Consider the following 20,290-nt stretch of genomic DNA (forward strand, 5'->3'; position numbering starts at 1 on the left):
GGACCGACGTTCGCCCGGAAATCGGACACGCCGTGACCCTGACAAGCGCTGAGGGGGAGTATTCGGCCGAACGGCCGGTCGGCGCAAGAGCGCCTTTCGGCCGTCAGACGTCGATCGAACCGCGCGAGTTGAACCCTCGCGCAGCCCTCTTGCCCCAGCTCAGACCTGGTTGCGCTCCCCTGCCTCGACCGCCACGTGACATGTGTTCCCCGGCGACGGGCCGGGGCAGCCGAAACCGTCGGCAAAGGCGCACGGAGGCAGTACGACGCGGTGGAGGTCGACGGCCGTGCATCCGTCCGCGTCGGGTGCGCCGGAGTGCGGTGCCGTCCCCTTCCGTCACCCGGGTCCCGGGGGTGTCCGGAAGTCGACCGTCCGGATCGTCGGGCGGTCGGCGGGCCGGGGCAGCCGCAGCCCCAGGTGCTCGCGCAGGGTGCTGCCCGGATAGAAGGTGCGGAACAGACCGCGGTGCTGAAGCACCGCCACCGTGCCGTTGACCAGCCGTTCCAGGTCGCGGCGCGGTTCCACCGGGATGAGGTGGAAGCCGTCGGCCCCGCCGTCCTGCCGCCAGGACGCGATCAGGTCGGCGAGGTCGACGGGGCCGCCCCGGTAGAGCGGGCCCTGCGCCGTCTGCCGGGGGCCGCCTCCGCCGTGGCCGCGCTCGGCGGCGTGCTCGCCGTCGCCGAGGTCGATCAGCAGACTCACCAGGACGCGCAGGCTGTCGGGGTCGCGTCCGGACCGGGCCGCCTCGGCCCGCAGCCGGTCGCGGGCGGCACGGGCCTGCGCGCAGTCCGCCGCCCGGACGAGAGCCACGTCGGCCCGGCGCGCGGCGACGGACAGGGCCGGTCCCTCGACGGCGTCGACGACGCACACCGGACGGCGTCCCGTCACCGGGGAGGGCGCGCACGCCGGTTCCTCGGTCGCGGAGGCGCCGATCCGCCATCCGGCCCTGCCGCTGCTGACCCGGTCGAGGTCGGCCACCGCGTCGGCGGTGGTGAGCCTCGGCACCAGTCCGACGCGGTGGGTGGCGGGCGCCACCCGGGACAGCACGGTCGGCGCGTCGGGCCCGGGCCGCGCGAAGGCGTCGTCGTCCAGCGTCACGAAGTCGAGCCCGCCGCGCTCGGCGAGCCGCGCCAGTTCGACGTAGGGGCCGGTGTCGTGCACCCCGGGCCCGGGCTGGTCGACTGCGGCGGCCAGGTGCAGCAGGCCCCGGCCGGGCGATGAGGTCGATCGCGAGGTCATCGGGAGGAACCCCTTCTCGAAGGTGACCGGCTCACCCGACGGCGTCGGCGCCCAGGTCCCGCAGGAACACCAGCGCGGCCCGCGCGGTCGCGTCGTTCTGCCGGAACGCGGGTCCGCCCGTGCGCGGCCGGGTGAACGCCCCCGGCGTACGCCCGTCGGTGTGCGGGCCGAGCGCGAAGCGCCGTGGGTGCGGCAGACCGGCCCGGTCCAGGATCCGGCCGTCGGCGCGGTCCACCCGCAGCAGCCCGTCCGGGGTCTCGCCGGCGCCGTCGGTGTGCAGCTCGCGCAGCAGCGGGTCGAGGGCGCGGCGGAGCGTCGGCTCCGGCAGCCGGGCCTCGACCAGCGCCCGCGCCTCGACCGAGAACCCCGGCACGGTCGCCCCGGACGCCCGGAACACCCCGTCCTCGGCGCGTACGGCCATGTCGGCGCCGACGAACTTGAGCAGTCCCGCCCGGGACAGCGCGAGCAGCTGCCGCAGCCGGGGGCCGGGCGGCCCGGAGGCGAGGTGGCTGAAGAACCCGTGCCACGAGGAGCCGATGTTCCCCAGGCGGATCAGCTGTCCGTAGACGGACAGCAGCGCCAGGAAGACGGCCAGGTCAGGGCTGTGGGCGGCATCGTGACGGCGGCTCAGATCGTCCTCGACGTATCCGCGCAAGCCCTCCTGGAACTCCTCGGAGGACCCGTACGTCACCCCGGCCAGCGGTCGGTCGAGCGCGGTCAGGTCGAGCCGGTCGCGTGGATCGGGCACGGCGGACGCCACCAGCGCCTCGCGCTCGGCCCCCGCGGAGGCGGCCGCGTACTTCTCCTCGAAGTCGGTCCAGGCGATCGCGGTCCGCTCGGCGTGGACGGTGAACAGGCGGTGGTAGTGGGCGAAGCCCAGCTCCTTCTCCACCAGCGGCCACACGTCCCGCCGGAAGTCGAAGCCCTCGGGCCGCGCGAGCAGTCCGTCGATCTCGGCGGGTCCCAGGAACCGGGGCAGCGGCGGCCGTTCGCCGGTCCAGTCGTAACCGATCTTCGAGTGGTACGGCACTCCGCGCCGCGAGCCGACGTACAGCACCGGCTCCCGCCCCGAGGGCACATAGGCGTCCCCCTCGTACCGTCCGCCGCGCCCTTCGGTGAGCAGCGCCATCAGGTCGACGAAGGCGAGCCCGAAGCCGCGCACCAGGACGGGTTCGCCGGCCGGGAGCGCGGACAGATCGCTGTCGGCGGTGAAGTCCGGCGGGAGGTGGACGAGCCCGTGCTCGCGCGCATAGGCCGCCAACTCGCGCTGCTCGTCGTCGAGTTCGGCGTCGAGGTGGCCGAGGGCGAGGACCACGAGGTCGGCGGACAGGGGCCGGTCCCGGCCCTCCAGCCACACCTGCTGGCGCCCCTCGCGCGAGCCGCTCACCCGCAGCGCGCGCCGCGGATGGTGGTGGACGGTGATGTCCGGGGGCAGCGCGGCGACGGCCCGCTCGTGCACCCAGCGCAGATAGTCGCCCTGGATCCGCCGGTCGGCGAAGGTGCGCCCGTCGAGGCCGGCCCACTCGTGCAGGGTGGGGCCGGGCCGCACGGGGCCGTCCATCTGCACCGTCTCGTCGGTGAACATGGTGACGTCCTCGGCGTGCGAGTTCATCCACAGCAGCGGCGACTGGGCGGCCCGCCAGATACGGCCGGCGCCCGGCGGATGCGGGTCGACGAGGTGGATGGTCAGACCCGAACCTGCGTACAGCTCGGGCGCGTTGGCGGCGATCCGCTCGATGAGACCGGTGCCCCGCGGCCCGCCCCCGACGATCACGAGGGTGGCAGGGGATGCGGGAGTGAGGGTTTCGGAAGACATGCGAAGGCTCCGTGGCGCGAGAATGTCGAACACGGTGAAGGTGCCTTCACGCACCACCACGGCCGAGCCCCTCAGCACGGCCGTCCGGCGAGAGTACGCGGGCGTTTCCCCTCGCTGTCAAGGCCGTCCACACTGTGAGCCGTACGTCTCACGTCGGTTGACGCAAAACCGGAGACCTGTTCCACTTGGCCCATGCATCCGCAGCAGTGGCTGGTCACCCGCTCCCACATCGACTTCGGTCGCGTGTGGTCCTGTTCCTGTTGAGCTGACCCACTGCGGCCCCCGGGCTCCCGGGGCGCCCTTCTCGCGCTCTTCCCCCGCACCCGGTCTCGCCTTCACGCACTCACGCACACCCCTCCCCTCGCACCCCCTCCCCTCGCACCTCCCTCGGTACGCCCGCCTCGGCGATCAGCGCACCCCGACCGCCTTGCGCCTGGCGGCGGCCCGAAACGCGATCACCTGGTCCATCAACGCCCCCAGCACATCCCGCACGGAGTCGCGCTCACGCGCGTCGCACTCCAGTAAGGGCACGTCGTCGCTCAGCTCCAACGCCTCCCGGACCTCCTGCAGTTCGAACCGCTCGGCCCCGTCGAAACGGTTCACGGCGAGGACGAAGGGCTGACCCCGGGACTCGAAGTAGTCCAGGGCCGGGAAGCACTCCTCGATCCGCCGGGTGTCCACGAGGACGACCGTCCCGAGCGCCCCTTCCACCAGGTCGTCCCAGAGGAACGAGAACCGGCCCTGTCCGGGCGTGCCGAACAGATACAGCGCGATGCCCGGATCGACCCTGATCCGGCCGAAGTCGAGGGCGACCGTGGTCGTCGTCTTGGACTCCACGCCTTCGAGCGAGTCGACCCCGACCGACACCTGGGTGATGGCCGCCTCCGTGTCGAGCGGCTCGATCTCGGAGACGGCCCTGATGAAGGTGGTCTTGCCCACCCCGAGCCCCCCGCTCACCACGATCTTCACGGCGAGCGGCACGGTCTTGTCAGAACGCCCGGGCATGATCACTGATCCTTTCGAGCATCCGTGTCCGCATCCTCTCCGGGAGATACGGCCCCGGGGCGCTCACCGCTCATCGTGACGCCCGTCGGCCACGGACGATAAGCGCCCGCACACGGTAGGTGACGCCTCGTCAGCAGGAGCAGTCGCAGCAGGAGCAGCACTCACAGCACTCGCACCCGTCACAGCAGTCGCAGCAATTGCAGTCGCAGTTGCTGCACCAGCCGTCGCGCTTCTTCCGCGACCAGGGCCCCTCGAACTCGTCGGCGCAGCACACCTTGCAGGTGCAGCACAGCCCGAGCGCGACCGCGCAGCCCGCCAGGAGGCCCCGCTTGTCGGGCCGCGGCGGCTCGCCCCCGTAGGGGTTGCCAGAGGGATTGCCGTAAGGGTTGCCATGGGGGTTGTCGGGTGCGTTCGGATCCGCCGGGCCCTGCGGGGCGTACGGACCGGTCGGCGGTCCGAACGCGCCCTGCGGACCCGGCCCGCCCTCCGGCCCGTGCGCATGTCCGCAGCTCTGCGTCCCGAACGCCCGGTCGATCGACCGCTCCAGTTCGTGCGCGAGCAGCAGATGCACCAGCTTGCCGTCGACGAACGAGGCATCCTTCAGGGCGAGCCGGATCCCGTGCAGCGCGTCGTCGGCGAGCCGCCGGGCCTCGGTGAGCGGGGTGCCGGTGGCCGTCAGCGGGTTCCAGGCGCCGTTCGCCGCGTCGGCCTGCCGGTCCTCGACCGCGTCCAGCAGATGCGCCAGCCGGCCGAAGAGCCTGCCCGCCTCGGCGAGCGGCGCGGCGTTGTCCTGCCGGCCCGCCAGGACCGCGGTGTGCGCGAAGGCCGCGGCGGTGGCGGTCTCGGTGGGCTCGGTGACGGTCAGCAGCGGGGTGCCCGGTCCGGCGAGCGCCTCGATGCCGACCTGCCGGTCCACGGCGTCGACGAGGACGGCGGTGTCGAATCCGACGGCGGCCCCGCCGCGTTCCCCGGCCCGCCCCCAGCTCGCGGCGACCCGGCGCGCGGCGACGGAGACCGGCCGCCGCGCCAGCAGCCCGTCCCCGTCGGCGACGTGGTCGCGGACCTTGGCGGAGGCGAGCACCAGCGAGACGGCGGCCGCGAGCCGAGCACCCTCCCCCTGTGCGACGGACGCGGTGCGCATCCCGCGCAACGGGCACGGTCCCGCCGTCCGCCGCCATCCGCCGGCCGTGACCCGCTCGGCCTGAGCCTCCGTCAGCACGGATATGAGCAGCCCGTCGTAGTTGGTGACGACCCGGGCGAACTGTCCGTGATCACCGCGCAGCGCGAGACACAGCCCGCACAGATGCGCCATCCATTGCGTCTTGAGGCCTTCACCGAGCCGGTGACTGCATGGCCTGACTATTCCGAACACGACAACCCCCGTCGTCTCTGGCACATTGAGCCGGCGCACGTTCTGGCGCACGTTCTGGCGCATGTTATCGACCGATTGTCATGCCGGAGTGAACGTCTCGGTTCACCCGGACGCACCGAGCGTCACCCATCCGCCACGAAGAATCATATTTCACTCACAGTCAGCAGCCGTATGCGGTAGGACCCTTGGGGGGCGCGGGCTCTGTACGGATTCGCTGTGCACCAGTACCGTCACAAACCCCCCGCGCGGCGTCTATCCACTTGGCGCGACATCCGCATCATGGACGACCATGGGGAATGCGGAAAGCAGAAAGACCGCTGTGAGAGGAGGCGTCCATGGGATCGGTGCGCAAGGCGAGTGCCTGGCTTGGCCTCGTCGACGACAACGATGACGAGCGTTACTACGACGACGACTATTCCGAGGGGACCGACTCCGGAGAGGCCTGGGTCACCGACCCCCGCGTCAAGGTCGCCGCGGACACGGCCGAGGAGAAGGGCCGACGGATCGGCACCGTGACCCCGGACAGCTTCCGGGACGCGCGGGCGATCGGCGAGCTGTTCCGCGAGGGCGTGCCGGTCATCGTGAACCTCACGGCCATGGAGGCCGGGGACGCCAAGCGCGTCGTCGACTTCGCGGCCGGGCTGATCTTCGGCCTGCGGGGTTCGATCGAGCGGGTGTCCACCCGGGTGTTCCTGCTGACCCCCGCCAACACGGAGATCGTGAACGGCGACCCGTCCGCGCATCGGACGGACGGTTTCTTCAACCAGAGCTGAGGCAGGGCCGCTCGCCGGCCCTGCCCCCTCCGGGGGTCAGCGGAAGGCGTCGAGTCCGGTGAGCGCCTTGCCCAGCACGAGCTGGTGCATCTCGACGGTGCCTTCATAGGTGAGGACCGACTCCAGGTTGGTCGCGTGCCGCATGACGGGGTACTCGAGCGAGATCCCGTTGGCCCCGAGGATCGTGCGGGCGGTCCGGCAGATCTCGATCGCTTCCCGTACGTTGTTGAGCTTGCCGAAGCTGACCTGCTCGGGACGCAGGCGGCCGGCGTCCATCCGCCGCCCCAGATGATGGGCGAGCAGAATCCCCTTGTACAGCTCGACCGCCATGTCGGCGAGCTTGGCCTGGGTGAGCTGGAAACCCCCGATGGGCCGCCCGAACTGCTCCCGGGTCTTCGCGTATTCGACGGCGGTCTCGAAACAGGACCGCGCCGCGCCCATCGCTCCCCACACGATGCCGTAGCGGGCGTGCGACAGACAGCTGAGCGGCCCCCGCAGTCCGGTGACCTCCGGCAGCACGGCGTCGGCGGGCAGCCGCACGTCGTCGAGCACGAGTTCGCTGGTCACGCTGGCCCGCAGGGACCACTTGTGCTTGATCTCCGGGGCGGCGAAGCCGGGGCTGTCGGTCGGCACGACGAACCCCCGGATCCCGTCGTCGCTCTGCGCCCAGACGACGGCCATCCCGGCGACCGATCCGTTGGTGATCCACATCTTGCGCCCGTTGAGCACCCAGTCGGAGCCGTCGCGCTTGGCGTGCGTCCGCATGGCGGCCGGGTCGGACCCGTGATCGGGTTCGGTGAGCCCGAAGCACCCGATGATCTCGCCGGCGGCCATACCCGGCAGCCAGGCCTGCTTCTGCTCCTCGCTGCCGAAGCGATGGACGGCGTACATGGCGAGGGATCCCTGCACGGAGACGAGGGACCGGATCCCGGAGTCGGCGGCCTCGAGTTCGAGACAGGCGAGCCCGTACTGCACGGCGCTGGCGCCCGCGCATCCGTAGCCGCTGAGCGACATCCCGAGCGCCCCGATCCCGCCGAGCTCACGGGCGAGCTCCCGGATGCCCGGCAGCTCGCCGCGCTCGTACCACTCGGCGACATACGGCAGCACCCGGTCCGCGGCCCACGCCCGCACGGTGTCCCGGACGGCCAGGTCCTCGGGCTGGAGCAGTTCGTCGAGCCCGAGCGGATCGCCGGGGTCGAAGGGGGGCGACTTCGAGGACGCAGACATACAGAACAGCCTCCGGGATCCCAAAACTAGCACCGCTAACCACACTGCCCCGAGTCGCGCCGCGACCGCAAGACGCCAACGGCGAACAAGCCCCACGGGAAACGCCCACCGATCAAGAAACAGCAAACGGGCGACGGTGCGTGGGTGGGAGAGTCAGGCCGAGACGCGGGACTTTGCGACCTCCCGGGGCGCAGGGAGCTCCACCTCCGCCGAAGGCACCTCGCACTGCATGGCCCGCGGCAGCCGCACCGCCATCAGCGCCCCGAGCAGCAGCAGCCCCGCGCTGACCAGCAGCGTGACATGCAGCCCGTGCACGAAGCTGTCCCGAGCCGCCCGGCGCAGGGCCGCCCCGGCCGACCCGCCGAGCCGCCCGGCGACCTCGTAGGCCTCGCCCAGCGAATGCCCCGCCGAGGCCGACGCCGACGCCGGCACCCCCGGCACGCCGTTGAGGCCGGGCGCGTACGCCGCGTTCATCACGCTGCCGAGCAGCGCGATCCCGATCCCCGCGCCGAGCTGGTACGACGTCTCGCCGATCGCCGCCGCGCCGCCCGCCTGCTCCGGCGGAGCCTCGCTCAGCATCGACTCGTAGGCCGCGAACAACGTCGTCTCCAGGCCGAAGCCCAGCAGGAGGAACCCGAGCAGCAGCAGCCCCGGGTTGTCCGAACCGCCCATCGCGGTCAGGGTCAGCACGGCCAGCGCCGTGAGCAGGAATCCCCCGCACACCATCCGCCGCGGGCCGAACCGGCGCAGCAGCCGCGCCCCGGCCAGCCCCGCGGCCATCGCGGCGAAGGTGAGGGGGAGCAGGCGCAGGCCCGTCTCCAGGGGAGACAGCCCCAGCACGAGTTGCAGATACTGCGCCGCGATGAGTTCGAGGCCCACCAGGGCCAGCATCGCCAGCACGATGCACCCCACCGAGGTGCTGAACGCCGGCCGCCCGAACATCCGCAGGTCGACCAGGGGATGGGCGCACCGCCGCTGCCGTCGGACGAACAAGACGATCAACACCGCGCCCACCGCGAGCGGTACCACGGTGAACAGTCCCAACTCCCCGCCGCCCAGCCGCTTCACGCCGAGCACGACGCCGAACAGCCCGGCCGCCGCCGTCAGCGCGCCGACCACGTCCCAGGGGCCGTCCTGGGCGCCCCGCGACTCGGGCAGCAGCAGCCGTCCGATCGGCAGACTGACCAGCATCAACGGGATGTTGACGAGAAAGACCGAGCCCCACCAGAAGTGCTCCAGGAGGAAGCCGCCGAGCAGCGGGCCGACCGCGGCGCCCACCGCGGCCACGGCGCTCCAGATGCCTATGGCCAGCGCCCGTTCGCGCCGGTCCGGGAAGACCTGGCGCAGGATCGACAGCGTGGCCGGCATGATCATCGCGCCGCCCACGCCCAGCAGCGCCCGCGCCAGGATCAGCGTCTGCGCGCTTTCGGCGAGCGCCGCCAGCGCGGAGGCGACGCCGAACAGGGCGTAGCCGAGCAGCAGGACCCGCCGCCGGCCCACCTTGTCGCCGAGCGTGCCGAACAGGATCAGCAGCGAGGCGCAGACCAGCGGATAGATGTCGACGATCCAGAGCAGCTCGATCGCGCCGGGCCGCAGGTCCTCGGTGACGGCGGGCACCGCCACGTGCAGCACGGTGGCGTCGACGGCGACCAGCAGCAGGCTGACGCACAGCACCACCAGCACGACCCAGCGGTTGGCACCGGCCCCGGCCGCCCTCCGGCGCAGCCCAGCGGCGGCCGTGGTCGTCCCGGACATGTACGTACCTCCCAGGTGATCCCTCGGTCCGGCGGGCTCGCGGGGTGGGGACTCCCCGCGACTCGGCCGGAGAGGAGCGGTGGTCTCCGGCCCGCGCAAACGAACACGAGTGGATGGCAGCGTACGCGAGTTCGCGCCACGGCCAAGTGGCGGACCTCTCACCGTCCACGGGCAACCCATGTGGCGTACGCCACTCCCCGCGCCCCTGGACACGCCCCTCGACGCGCCTGCGCGCACCGTCGCGCACGCCCCGGCGGTCCGTGCCACCGAGCAAGCCGTCGATAATCGAGCCCGTGACCGATCTTGAAACGCGTGTGACGCCCCGCGGCGCCGGGGCCCTGCGACGGGCGGCTCCGGCCCTCCTGGGGTACGCGGCCGTGCGCGCCCTGTGCCTGCTCACCCTGGCCCTGTGGAGCGCCGCCCGCGACAAGAGCGCGTACACGCTGCTGACCGCCCGCTGGGACGCCCTCTGGTACACGAGGGTCGCCGAGCTGGGCTATGGCTACGAGGTCCGGCTGCCGAACGGCGACGTGCACTCCAATCTGGCCTTCTTCCCGCTGCTGCCCTGGCTGGAAAGGCTGCTGCACGCGGTGACCCCGCTGTCGTACGCCGACGCCGGTTTCGTCGTCTCGCTGGTCGCCTCGCTCGCGGCGGCCTGGGGGATCTTCGCGGTCGCCGATCATGTGTACGGGCGTCGGGCCGGGGTGTGCGCGGTGCTGGTGTGGGCCGTCCTGCCGGTCGGGATCGTGCAGTCGATGGCGTACAGCGAGTCGCTCTTCACCGCGCTGGCCGCCTGGTCGCTGTACGCGGTGCTCACCGGCCGGTGGGTGACCGCCGGGGTGCTGGCGTCGTTGTCCGGGCTGACCCGGCCGGTGGGGCTCGCGGTGGTCGCGGCGGTGTGGGCGGCGGGCATCGCGTCCTTCCTTCGTGAGCGCGAGTCCTCGCGGACGGTGTCGTTCGCGGGAACCCGCAGCGCAGCGCCCGCGCCCGGCGCGCACGCCCCCGAGCACGCCCCTCGCCCGGCGGCCGACGCCCCTTCCGGGCGCGAGGCCACAGCCGGCGGGCCCCGCCTCGCACCGCGCGCCCTCGGCATGCTCCTCGCGCCCCTCGGCGCCGCCGCGTACGTCCTGTGGGTCGGCCGTCGCACCGGCGACGGGCCCCTCGGCTATCTCGACGTCCAGGCGGGCTGGCGCAACGGCTTCGACGGCGGGTACGCCTTCGCGCGCTTCGTCGCCGACAAGTTCACGTCGTTCCCGTCGGCCCTCGCCGGCGTCGGCCTGATCGTCGGCGTCGCCCTGCTGCTGTGGCTGTACGTCACCTGCGTACGGCAGCGCCAGCCGCTCCCGCTGCTGGTGTACGGGGGTGTGGTGCTCGCGCTCGCACTGTGCGCGTCGAGCTACTTCGGCTCGAAGCCGCGGCTGCTGCTGCCCGCCTTCCCGCTGCTGCTGCCGCTCGCCCTCGCCCTGGCCCGGCTGCGGACCGCCAGGTCGGCGGCGGTGGTGGCGGGCCTCGCGGCGGCCTCGGCCGTGTACGGGGCGTGGTGGCTGAACGGCTCCGGTCCTCCGTAACGGCGGGTCCGGCTTTTCGGCGGGCCTTTTCATGAGTTCCCTAAAAGCATCCCGTGCAATGATCAAAGGAATTGAAGGGAACAACGTTCGACGATTACTCATTGCGCAGTAATAAACGGCTCCCTGAGAGCAATCCCACATCACATCGTCATCACAAACCGGCGGTATCGGCCGGGTCGCGAGCTCACTCGCTGTAACGTCGTTTAGGTGCGTACCGAACAAAACCTCACCCGTCTGGACCGGGTGTTCGCCAGGCTCGACCGTGAGCCGGAACGACCGGCCCACATCGATGTGCCGAAGATGAGCAGGCACCGGGTCGCCCTGTTGTCGGCGACCCTGGCCTTCTATCTGGCGATCGTGTGGTTCGTGGTGGTCACCTCATGGCTGGTCCGCTTCGACTGGCAGGTCATGTTCTTCCGGCCCTACCAGCAGTGGCCGGAGATCCACGCCTTCCTCGACTACTACGTGGTCCTCGGCCAGCGCGGCCCGACCGCCGTGATGGTCGCCTCCTGGCTCGGCTGGAGATCCTGGCGCCAGCACACGCTCCGCCCGCTGCTCACCCTGGGCGCCTCGCTGCTGCTGCTGAACATCACCGTGGGCGCCGCGAAGCTCGGCATGGGACGGCTGGGGCCGCACTACGCGACCACCATCGGCTCCAACGAGATGGGTCTGGGCGGCGATATATTTCCCAGCGGCCACACCGCCAACGCCGTGGTGACCTGGGGAATCCTGGCGTATCTGGCCTCCACGCCGAGGGCTCGCCGCTGGCTGTCCGCGGTGTCCGCGGTGGTCTCGCTCGGCGTCGGCCTCACCACCGTCTACCTCGGTACGCACTGGCTGAGCGATGTGGTGCTCGGCTGGGCCGCGGGGCTGCTGGTCCTGCTGGCGCTGCCCTGGTGCGAGCCGCTGATCGCCCGCGCCGAGGTCTCGATCTTCGCTCTGCGTGACCGCCGGCGGGAGCGCCGCAGCGGCGTCCTCCCGGCGCCGGCTCCGGTTCCGGCGGCCCCCGTCGCCGTGGCCCTGCCGCTGAAGCCGCACCCCGTGGCCCAGGACGAGGCCTCCGCGGCCCGCGAGCCGCTCGCCCCGGCCAGGGCCCCGCGCGGCGCGCCGGCCTATCTGGCCCCCGGCCCGCACGCGACCCGCTCGGAACGCACCCCGGTCACCCCGATCGGGACCCGCCGCCCCCCGCACGCCGACCGCCTCCCACGCGGTACGACGGCCTCGGCGACCCGTCCGCTCACAGGCGGCTGACCAGCCCGATCGCCGCCCCGACACGGCGGGACCCCGGTACGCACAACCCGGTCCCGCACCCGAAGGCCCCGGTTCCCGAAGCTCGGGAACCGGGGCCTTCGCCGTGCCCGTGCGGCCTTCGCCGTGCCGGTGCGCGCCGTCCGCGAACGGCTCAGCCCTTCCAGGCGCGGGTCACGCGTCCGTCCCGCACCTCGAAGTTCAGCCGCCCGAAGCGGTACTCCATGGTGACGATCGTCCCGGGGGCCAGCGAGCGCACCGTCGACCACCCCCGTTCACGGGCGAGCCGCTCGGCACGCGCGGGCTCAAGGCCGACGTACCCGTCCGGATTGTCCTGGGGCTCCGCTGGCGGAGTGTGATTCGGTGCCATACCGCCACGCTAAGCCGCGGGACGCGCCCCGGGAAGACCGGACCGGACGTCCCGGGAACACCGGACCGGACGTCCCAGGAAGGCCGGACCGGACATACGGATCACTCCGGTCACACTTCTGTCACAGGACCACGACACGCGTTTCGGCCCAACGGGATCACACGTACGAGCGGTTTCGTACGACTTCCTCGCGCATTCGAACTCAATTCCCGCGTGCCGTGCGGACGGCCCGAATAACCCGCCGAAAAGCACACGAATAACCGTCCCCGCACCCGGTTCCTTTTCGATTCCGGGCGGGATCGAGCGAGCTGACTGCGCATAGGAAATGCACTGCTTCGGCACACCTCCTCCGTACCGGGCGGGCCGGGTGTCTCACGGTCTGTACGCCAGTTGCGGGACGTCGAAGCAGGTGTCGGTCATCTCACCCTGGGTGACCCACCCCTTGCCGTCCTGCCAGCGGGCGACCGACAGACACGTCCGGCGGCTCTTCGGCGGTTCGGCGAGCCGCTCGAACCGCACGGGGAGCAGCAGCCCGTCGGCGTCGTACCCCTGGCTGCGGTTCATGAAGGCGTCGACGCACGCACGCGTGATGCCGCGCGCGGCGCACGACTCGGCGGCCTCGGTGAACCACATGGCGGCCGCCCACCCCTCCAGCTGCCACTGGGAGTGCGTCTTCAGCCCCTTCGTGGCGTCCCGGAACTCCCGTACGGCCCGGTTCGAGGTGTCCTCGTGGTTGCGGCTGGACCCGGTCGCCCACAGGGCGTTGCGGCAGTTCGGGGAGTCCTTGTAGTCCTCGGGGACGGTCGAGGTCCAGTTCTGGACGTTCGTCACCTTGGCGGTGACCTTCGCGCCGACCTCGTCCATCGCCTCGCACAGCCGGGCGTTGCCGTGCGTGTCCAGGGCGTCCAGGACGAGGTCGGCGCCCTGTTCCTTCAGGTCGGCCGCGGCGGCGCGGAAGTTGGGCAGCGCGAAGTCGACCTGCTCGCTGACGACCTTGTAGCCCTCGGCCTTCAGCCCCCGCTCCACGAGCCGCGCGTAGGCGGCGGAGGCGGCCTGGTTGTAGGAGACGACGGCGGCCGTACGGGCGCCGTGCGCGCGCTTGAAGTACCGGTAGACCTCGGTGCCCCCGTACAGCTGCCCGTCCCAGCCCGGACGGCCGTCGCGGGGCGCGAGGCTGCCGTAGACGCCGTACAGGTGCGGCCAGGTGTCGTAGGCGGCGCCGATGGGCTGGCCGCCGATGTCCGGCACCCCCGCGCGGGAGACGCGGGAGGCTCCGGCGTAGTCCAGGGCGGTCGTGGCGACCAGGGCGACGACCTTGTCCTCGTCGAGCAGCCGGTGCACACAGGTGTTGTTGCCGACGCCGCTGCCGCCGTCGTCGCACAGCCGTACCTCGACGGGGCGGCCGTCGATGCCCCCGCGCGCGTTGAGCCGGTCGAAGTACGCCTGCGCGCCGTCGCGCGGGCCGGTGAAGGCGCTGCCGCCGACCGGGCTGGTGGCGCTGGCGATGATGCCGACGCGCAGGGGCGCGCCGCCGCTCTGCCCTGTCGTGGCCCGCGAGGACGTGGCGGGGGACTCGAAGTCGCTCTCCGGGAGCCGGCTGCCGCAGGCCGCGCTCAGCAGGAGCAGCAGCGCCACGGCGGCCGTCTCAGCAGCCCGGGAGCGCCGACGCGGCCGCATTGCCGCTCAACTTGACCAGCGCGCACAGCGAGTTGACGGACACCTTCCAGGTGCCGTCGTCCTCGACGGCCGTGCCGGAGGCGTCCGGCAGGGCGGTCGCGCCGTCGAGCGTGAGCGTGTAGGTGACGGTCGCCTCGGTCGGCGTGGTGAACTCCACCTTCTCGACCTTCGCCGCCACCTGGTCGCCGCGCTGGTCCCCGCTGAAGACGTCGAGGACCGGGCCCATCAGCTCGCCGTGCTCCAGGACGTCCTGCCGGTCCTCGGAGGAGGTCGCCGGGTCGAAGAACTTCTCCCAGTTCTGCCGGATCTCCCGCTCGGCCGCCGCCGGGTCGGCGGGCGCGTTCGTGGCCGCGGGCGCGCTCGTCGTCGCCGGGGCCGAGGGGGTGCCGGTGCCGCCGCCGGCGTCGTCGTCGCTGCAGGCCGCGAGGGCCGGGCCGAGCAGGAGGACGAGCGCGGCGGCCAGTGCCGTGGCCCGTCCGGCCGTCCGCGGGCCGCCGCCCCGCCGTGCGTTCCCCCGCCGTGCGTTCCCCCGCCTGAGGTCGCTCCCGAGAACCATCTGGCTCACCACCGGGTGTCGGTCCGGGCGGAGGCCGCCCGGTGCTTTCAGGGTCAGCTTCCAAAGGGCATAGTGCAAGCCATTGGCCGGCTTGCGTACGCAGCCAGACACACGACGTGTGGGAGCCGACGATGCCGATGACGTCGATGACGCCGACAGCGCGGAGTGCGCCGAGTGCGCGACTGCGCGACGTCCACCCCGTCCTGTGGGCCGGCTGGGCGGCGCTGGCCACGGGCGCGGTGCTGTGCGCGGTCGGCTGGTACGGCGTCTCCGGCGAACGGTACGCGGCACGCCAGCTGCCCTATCTGGCCTCCTGCACGATCCCCGGCGCCGCGCTGATCGTCGCCGCGGCCGTCCTGCTCACCTACGGCCGGGGCGCCGTCGTCCACGCGCGCGTGGAGGAGCTGTACGGCCTGCTGGTGGCGGCCGGGACGCGGGAGGCGGAGGAGCCGGCGGAGGCCGCGGCGACCGCGCCCGTCGCGGTCAGCGGCGAGCTGCGCATGGTGCCGGGCGGCACCCTGTGGCACCGAGCGGACTGCCCGCTGGTCGCAGGGAAAGCGGCGGCGGTGCCGGTGGACGGCCGACTGCTGGCGACCGGCGACCTCGACCCGTGCCCCATCTGCGAGCCGGACGCGGCGGACTCCTGATGTCCTCCCTCGCCAACGACCTCACCTACGACCTCACGCTCGCCGGTCTCGCGGTCGGCAGCGCGGCGGCGCTCACCGGGATCGGCCTGATCGTCACCTACCGGGCGACCGGCGTGCTCAACTTCGCGCACGGGGCGATCGCGATGCTGTGCGCGTATGTGCTGCGGCAGTGCGTGGTGGGGTGGGGGTGGCCGCTGTGGCCTGCGGCGGCGGTCACGCTGCTGGTGTTCGCACCGGCCGTCGGGGTGCTGCTGGAACGGTTCGTCTTCCGTCCGCTCGCCGTCCTCGGCGACGACCCGGCCCAGACCCTCGTCGCGTCCATCGGGGTGTTCGTGCTGCTGGTGGGCGGGGCGGCGCTGATCTGGGGGCCGGGGGCGCGCAACGACGTGCCGGAGCTGGTGCCGGCGTCGGCGGATCCCTGGGGGCAGCTCGCCGTGGTGCTGGCGCTCGCCGCGGGCGTGGCGGCGGTGATCCGCGGGACGCGCTTCGGGCGGGAACTGCGGGCCGTGGTCGACGACCGGGAGCTGGCCGTGCTCGGCGGGATCGACGCGGACCGGGTGGCTGCGGCGGGCTGGGCGTTCGGGTCGTTCACGGCCGGCCTGACGGGCGTGCTGCTGGCCCCGTACGTGCGCCTGGACCCGTACGGGCTGCCGCTGCTGGTGATGGAGGTCGTCGCGGTCGCCGTGGCGGCGCGGATGCGCAGCCTCCCGGTCGCGGTGGCGGTCGCCCTGGGGATCGGCGTCGCACAGAGCCAGCTGACCCGGCTGCATCCGACGGGCTGGGGCGCGCCGCTGCTCCAGGCGGTCGGCACGAACCTGTTCGTCCTCGCCCTGCTGGTCGCCGCGCTGGCGCTGCCCGGCGTCGGCACACGCGACGCGCTGCCGCGTCCGGCACGCGCGCGTGCGTCGACCCCGCCGGGGGCCTGGATCGTGGCCGTCGTGCTGTTCCTGCTGCCGCTCGGCCTCGCGGGCTCGGATCTGCACACGGCGGTCCAGGTGCCCGCCCTCGGCGTGATCCTGCTGTCCCTGGTGGTCGTCACCGGCCGCGGCGGCCAGATCTCCCTTGGGCAGGCGGCGTACGCGGGGCTGGGCGCCCTGTTCACGGCGCTGCTCGCGGCCGGCCGCTTCCCCGGCCTCCCCCGTCTGCCCGAGCTGGCCGCGCTGGCCGTGGCGGTCCTCCTGGTGGCCCCGCTGGGGCTGCTGACCGGCCGGCCCGCGATCCGCCGCCACGGCCTCGCCCTGGCCCTGGCCACCTTCGCGGTCGGCGTCGGGGTGAGCCGCTTCGTCTTCGCCCAGCCGTACGCCACGTCCGGCCTCTCCCTCGGCCGCCCCGCGGGCTTCGACGGGGACCGCGCGTACTACGTCCTGGAGCTGGCCCTGCTGGCGGCCGCGCTGCTCGCGACCCGGGCGCTGCGCCGGGGCCGCACCGGACGGGCCCTCGCGGCGATGCGCGACCACGAGCAGGGCGCGGCCGCGGCGGGCGTACGCGTCCCGTCCCTGAAGCTCCTGGCCTTCGTCGCGGGGGCCGCCCTCGCCGCGCTCGGCGGCGCCCTCCTCGGCATGGGCCTGCGCGCCTTCGACGCGGACGCCTACGACCCCGTACGGGGTCTGCTCTGGTTCGCCGCCGTGATCGTGCTGGGCGCGGACAGCACCCTGGGCGCGCTGGCCGCGGCCGCCCTCCTGGTGGGCCTGGACGCGGGCGCCCGCGGCGGCGTCGCGGCGGCCCTGGTGGGAGTCCTGGCCCTGCTCCTGGGCCGCTTCCCCGACGGACCGTACGGGGCGCTGCGCGCGATCGGCGAGCGACTGCGCACGGGATCCCGGCGGCGGCCGACGGCGACGCTGACACCGCTGGGGACACGGGTGAGGGAAAGGCTGGAACAGCCCCGCCCGAGCACCTCGCCCCCACCACCGACACCACAGCCCACCACGCGCCCCACACCTGAAGGCACCCCGCCACCCGCCCCGAACCACACCGCACCACCCACACCCGACCGGACCCCGCCACCCGCCCCGAACCACACCGCACCACCCACACCCGACCGCACCCCGCCACCCACTCCTGCCCGCACCGCACCACCCACACCCGACCGCACCCCGCCACCCGCCCCGAACCACACCGCACCACCCACACCCGACCTCACCCCGCCACCCGCCCCTGCCCGCACCGCACCACCCACACCCGACCGCACCCCGCCACCCGCCCCTGCCCGCACCGCACCACCCACACCCGACCGCACCCCACCGCCCGCTCCTGCCCGCACCCCACCGCCCGCCCCTGACCGCGCCCCACCCCCGCCTCCGCGTGCCTCTCATCGCGCCCCCTCCTCGTCCCGCCCGCCCTCGTCCTCGGGCACTCCTCTCCTCACCGTCCGTCGGCTCCGGGCCCGTTATGGCGGGTTCACCGCGTTGGACGGGGTCGAGTTGAGCGTCGGGGCCGGTCGGGTCGTCGCCGTGGTGGGGCCCAACGGGGCCGGGAAGAGCACGTTGTTCCACTGTCTCGCCGGGACCCTGCGTCCCGCGCGCGGGCAGGTGTTGCTCGACGGGCGGGACATCACCCGGCTCGCCGCGCCCGCCCGCACCCGGCTCGGTGTCGCGCGGACCTTCCAGGAGTTGGCCGTCTTCCCGTCGCTGACGGTGGCCGAGAACGTCCGGGTCGGCGCCGAGCAGGGGCGGATCGCCGATCCGGACGCCGTGGAGCGGGCGCTGGCGCTGTTCGGGCTCGACGGCGCGGTCAGCGCGCTGCCCGCCGCCGGGCTGCCCACCGGCACACTGCGCCGGGTCGAGCTCGCCAGGGCGTTCGCGGGCAGCCCGCGCGTGCTGCTGCTCGACGAGCCCGCCGCCGGTCTCGACACCGCCGAGGTGGCCGCGCTCGCCCGGGTGCTGGGCGCGCTGGCCGCCGAGGGCACCGCGCTGCTCGTCGTCGAGCACGACCTCGACCTGGTCGCCGGCCTCGCCGACGTCGTGCACGTGATGGCGGCGGGCCGGATCGTCGCCTCGGGACCGCCCGACCGCGTCCTCGACGCCCTGGCCGCGCAGGAGGCGACCCCGTGACACCCGCCCAGCGCACCCCGTCCGCCCAGCGCCCCCGGCAGTTGGCCCTGCGGCACGCGCGTGTGCGCTACGGCCCGCTCGAAGCCCTGCACGGCGTCTCCCTCGCCGCCCCCGCCCCGGGCCTCACCGTCCTGCTGGGCCGCAACGGCTCGGGCCGTACGACGGCGCTGCGGGCGCTGGCCGGGGTCGTGCCCCTCTCCGGGGGCGCGGTGGTCTGGGACGGGACGGACGTGACCGGGATGCCCGCGTTCGAGCGGGCGCGGCGGGGACTGTGCCTGGTGCCCGACCGGCGGGCGGTGTTCGGCTCGCTGACCGTGCGGGAGAACCTGGACCTCGCCGCCGCCGACCACACGGTCTACCCCCACCTGGAGACCCTGCTCGCGCGCAGGGCCGGCACGCTCTCCGGCGGTGAGCAGCGCATGGTGGCCCTGTGCCGTGCCCTGTCGACGCACGCGCGCGTGGTGCTCGCCGACGAGCCCACCCAGGGCATGTCGCCGACGGTCGCGGCTCATACCTACGAGCTACTCGCGTCGCTCGACGCGTGCGTGGTGCTGGCCGAACAGCGGCTGCCGCCCGTGCTGCTCGGCCGGCAGGCCTTCGTGTACGAACTCCGCCGTGGGGCCGTCGCCTTCGCCGGGGAGGCGGGCGAGTGGGCGGCACGGCCGCCCGGAACGCCGTAGTGGCCCCACCCGGCCGGTACTCCGGGTGGGGCCACTGGCGGGTGCTCAGAGCGTCAGGCGCTGCCCGGGCACGATGAGGTCGGGGTCGCCCCCGACGACGGCCTTGTTGGCGGCGTAGATCCGCTGCCAGGTCGTCGAGTTCCGGGCCGCGATGCTGCTGAGGGTGTCGCCCTGTACGACGGTGTAGTCGCCGCCCCGGGACGTCCCGCGCGAGGTCTGGCCCGTCGAACGCTCCGGCGTCGTCGAGGAACCCGACTTCGAAGAACCGGAGTTCGAGGAGTTCGACGATTTCGAGGACTTCGAGGAGTTCGCATCCCCCGAACCCGACTTGCTCGACTTCGTCGACTTGCTGGAGTTCTGCTTGCTCGACTTCGTCGACTTGCTCGAATTCGACTTGGTGGAGGACGAACCGGAGTCCGGCGCGCTGCCGGACGCTCCGGCGCGCGCCGAGCAGGTCGGCCACGCACCCCACCCCTGTGCCTTCTGCACCTTGGCGGCGACAGAGATCTGCTGTGCCTTGCTGGCCTTGTCGGCGGTCGAGGCGTAGGCGGCGCCGCCGTACGCGCGCCACGTACCGGCGGAGAACTGCAGCCCGCCGTAGTAGCCGTTGCCGGTGTTGATGTGCCAGTTGCCGCCGCTCTCGCACTGGGCGATGCGGTCCCACACCCCGCTGTCGGCCGCCGTGGCGTCGCCGGTCGCGGACAGCAGTCCGAGAGGGGCGAGGAGTACCGCCCCGGCGAGGACCGCCGTCTTGCGCGAAGCCTTGCGGGTGTAGTTATCGGCACATTCGGACATGTAGATCCCTCTCTACGTACCCGGGCTCCCCGTGGCGGGGCGCGTCGGCCGCGCGGTGACGCGGTCGGCGCGCTCCGCCCCGTCCGCCGGCGATGGTGCTGCGCGGGGCCGACGCTGCGTCTGACGCTTCGTCTGGCTCCGCGCGGCCGGGGGACGTACCCGAGCGGTGCGAGTTGCACACGGCGGAGCAATCTAGGGACTTTGCCGACCCGTTATCAACCAACTCCCCGTTGCCGCAGGCCAGTTCATGGTTACCGCAGGTAGCGGCGAATTCCGGCCGCCTACTTCATTCCCTCATTTCATGATTTGTCGACCAGGCCTTGGAGCGAACTGTGAGTCAGTTCACCGAACCAACTGCCGTAACCTCTCCGTTACTTGACATGGAGTGTCTGATTCCGCACGCAGCGTGACGCTGCACGCAGGATGGTTCGATTCCGTCAGCGTTGCAGCGTGACTCCCGCCACAGCTCGCCCGTTGTCTCCTTCATGAGCCGGGATCCGCCCGGACCACGA

At 73.0% G+C, this 20,290-nt stretch carries 16 protein-coding genes and 1 pseudogene; 6 read left to right on the forward strand and 11 right to left on the reverse strand.

What is annotated here, in order from left to right:
• Positions 1-159: 159 nt before the first annotated feature.
• The 5 genes and pseudogenes from ACWCPF_RS23830 to ACWCPF_RS23850 form a co-directional block, all read right to left on the reverse strand.
• A pseudogene (locus ACWCPF_RS23830) lies at positions 160-297 on the reverse strand (DUF1684 domain-containing protein); the annotation flags it as partial.
• A gap of 39 nt (positions 298-336) precedes the next feature.
• A complete protein-coding gene (locus tag ACWCPF_RS23835; RefSeq protein WP_451047079.1) occupies positions 337-1,239 on the reverse strand; it encodes an LLM class flavin-dependent oxidoreductase in 903 nt (300 codons plus the stop codon).
• A gap of 31 nt (positions 1,240-1,270) precedes the next feature.
• Complete coding sequence (locus ACWCPF_RS23840) at positions 1,271-3,055, reverse strand: FAD/NAD(P)-binding protein (protein ID WP_451047080.1); 1,785 nt, start codon at positions 3,053-3,055, stop codon at positions 1,271-1,273.
• A 408-nt stretch (positions 3,056-3,463) separates the two neighbouring features.
• Positions 3,464-4,060, reverse strand: a complete 597-nt coding sequence (locus tag ACWCPF_RS23845; RefSeq protein WP_451047081.1) for a GTP-binding protein — start codon at positions 4,058-4,060, stop codon at positions 3,464-3,466.
• Positions 4,061-4,190: 130 nt separating this feature from the next.
• Complete coding sequence (locus ACWCPF_RS23850) at positions 4,191-5,432, reverse strand: DUF5685 family protein (RefSeq protein WP_451047082.1); 1,242 nt, start codon at positions 5,430-5,432, stop codon at positions 4,191-4,193.
• Positions 5,433-5,767: 335 nt separating this feature from the next.
• Between ACWCPF_RS23850 and ACWCPF_RS23855 the strand changes: the two genes are divergently transcribed.
• On the forward strand, positions 5,768-6,205 hold the full coding sequence (locus tag ACWCPF_RS23855; protein WP_451047083.1) for a cell division protein SepF: 438 nt from the start codon (positions 5,768-5,770) through the stop codon (positions 6,203-6,205).
• Between the two features lie 36 nt (positions 6,206-6,241).
• Here the strand turns inward: ACWCPF_RS23855 and ACWCPF_RS23860 are convergent, their stop codons facing one another.
• Both ACWCPF_RS23860 and ACWCPF_RS23865 read right to left on the reverse strand, forming a co-directional pair.
• Entirely contained in the window at positions 6,242-7,432 is a 1,191-nt protein-coding gene (locus ACWCPF_RS23860; RefSeq protein ID WP_451047084.1) for an acyl-CoA dehydrogenase family protein, read from the reverse strand.
• A gap of 153 nt (positions 7,433-7,585) precedes the next feature.
• Entirely contained in the window at positions 7,586-9,187 is a 1,602-nt protein-coding gene (locus ACWCPF_RS23865; RefSeq protein ID WP_451047085.1) for an MFS transporter, read from the reverse strand.
• Positions 9,188-9,480: 293 nt separating this feature from the next.
• Here ACWCPF_RS23865 and ACWCPF_RS23870 point away from each other — a divergent pair, with 293 nt between their 5' ends.
• Together ACWCPF_RS23870 and ACWCPF_RS23875 are read left to right on the forward strand one after the other, a co-directional pair.
• Entirely contained in the window at positions 9,481-10,755 is a 1,275-nt protein-coding gene (locus ACWCPF_RS23870; RefSeq protein WP_451047086.1) for a mannosyltransferase family protein, read from the forward strand.
• 207 nt (positions 10,756-10,962) lie between these two features.
• Positions 10,963-12,006 carry a phosphatase PAP2 family protein gene (locus tag ACWCPF_RS23875; protein WP_451047087.1) on the forward strand — a complete coding sequence of 348 codons (1,044 nt, stop codon included), beginning with the start codon at positions 10,963-10,965 and terminating at the stop codon, positions 12,004-12,006.
• 151 nt (positions 12,007-12,157) lie between these two features.
• Here the strand turns inward: ACWCPF_RS23875 and ACWCPF_RS23880 are convergent, their stop codons facing one another.
• From ACWCPF_RS23880 to ACWCPF_RS23890, 3 genes are all read right to left on the reverse strand, one after another.
• Complete coding sequence (locus ACWCPF_RS23880; RefSeq protein ID WP_451047088.1) at positions 12,158-12,373, reverse strand: I78 family peptidase inhibitor; 216 nt, start codon at positions 12,371-12,373, stop codon at positions 12,158-12,160.
• Between the two features lie 372 nt (positions 12,374-12,745).
• Positions 12,746-14,050 carry an ABC transporter substrate-binding protein gene (locus ACWCPF_RS23885; RefSeq protein ID WP_451047089.1) on the reverse strand — a complete coding sequence of 435 codons (1,305 nt, stop codon included), beginning with the start codon at positions 14,048-14,050 and terminating at the stop codon, positions 12,746-12,748.
• Entirely contained in the window at positions 14,019-14,606 is a 588-nt protein-coding gene (locus ACWCPF_RS23890; RefSeq protein WP_451047090.1) for a hypothetical protein, read from the reverse strand. Before ACWCPF_RS23890 ends, ACWCPF_RS23885 begins: the two co-directional genes overlap by 32 nt.
• Positions 14,607-14,737: 131 nt before the next feature.
• Here ACWCPF_RS23890 and ACWCPF_RS23895 point away from each other — a divergent pair, with 131 nt between their 5' ends.
• The 3 genes from ACWCPF_RS23895 to ACWCPF_RS23905 are packed head-to-tail and all read left to right on the forward strand — an operon-like array spanning position 14,738 to position 18,983.
• Positions 14,738-15,253 (forward strand): hypothetical protein, encoded by a 516-nt coding sequence (locus ACWCPF_RS23895; protein ID WP_451047091.1) that lies wholly within the window; start codon positions 14,738-14,740, stop codon positions 15,251-15,253.
• Positions 15,253-18,303, forward strand: coding sequence for an ABC transporter permease subunit (locus ACWCPF_RS23900; RefSeq protein WP_451047127.1), 3,051 nt, complete (start codon positions 15,253-15,255; stop codon positions 18,301-18,303). The genes ACWCPF_RS23895 and ACWCPF_RS23900 overlap by 1 nt, the downstream gene beginning before the upstream one ends.
• Positions 18,300-18,983: an ABC transporter ATP-binding protein gene (locus ACWCPF_RS23905; protein ID WP_451047092.1), complete on the forward strand. Its 684-nt coding sequence runs from the start codon at positions 18,300-18,302 to the stop codon at positions 18,981-18,983. The genes ACWCPF_RS23900 and ACWCPF_RS23905 overlap by 4 nt, the downstream gene beginning before the upstream one ends.
• Before the next feature lie 45 nt (positions 18,984-19,028).
• Here the strand turns inward: ACWCPF_RS23905 and ACWCPF_RS23910 are convergent, their stop codons facing one another.
• Positions 19,029-19,778, reverse strand: coding sequence for a transglycosylase family protein (locus tag ACWCPF_RS23910; RefSeq protein ID WP_451047093.1), 750 nt, complete (start codon positions 19,776-19,778; stop codon positions 19,029-19,031).
• Positions 19,779-20,290: the final 512 nt, after the last annotated feature.

The sequence above is a fragment of the Streptomyces sp. NPDC001858 genome (genome assembly GCF_053594615.1).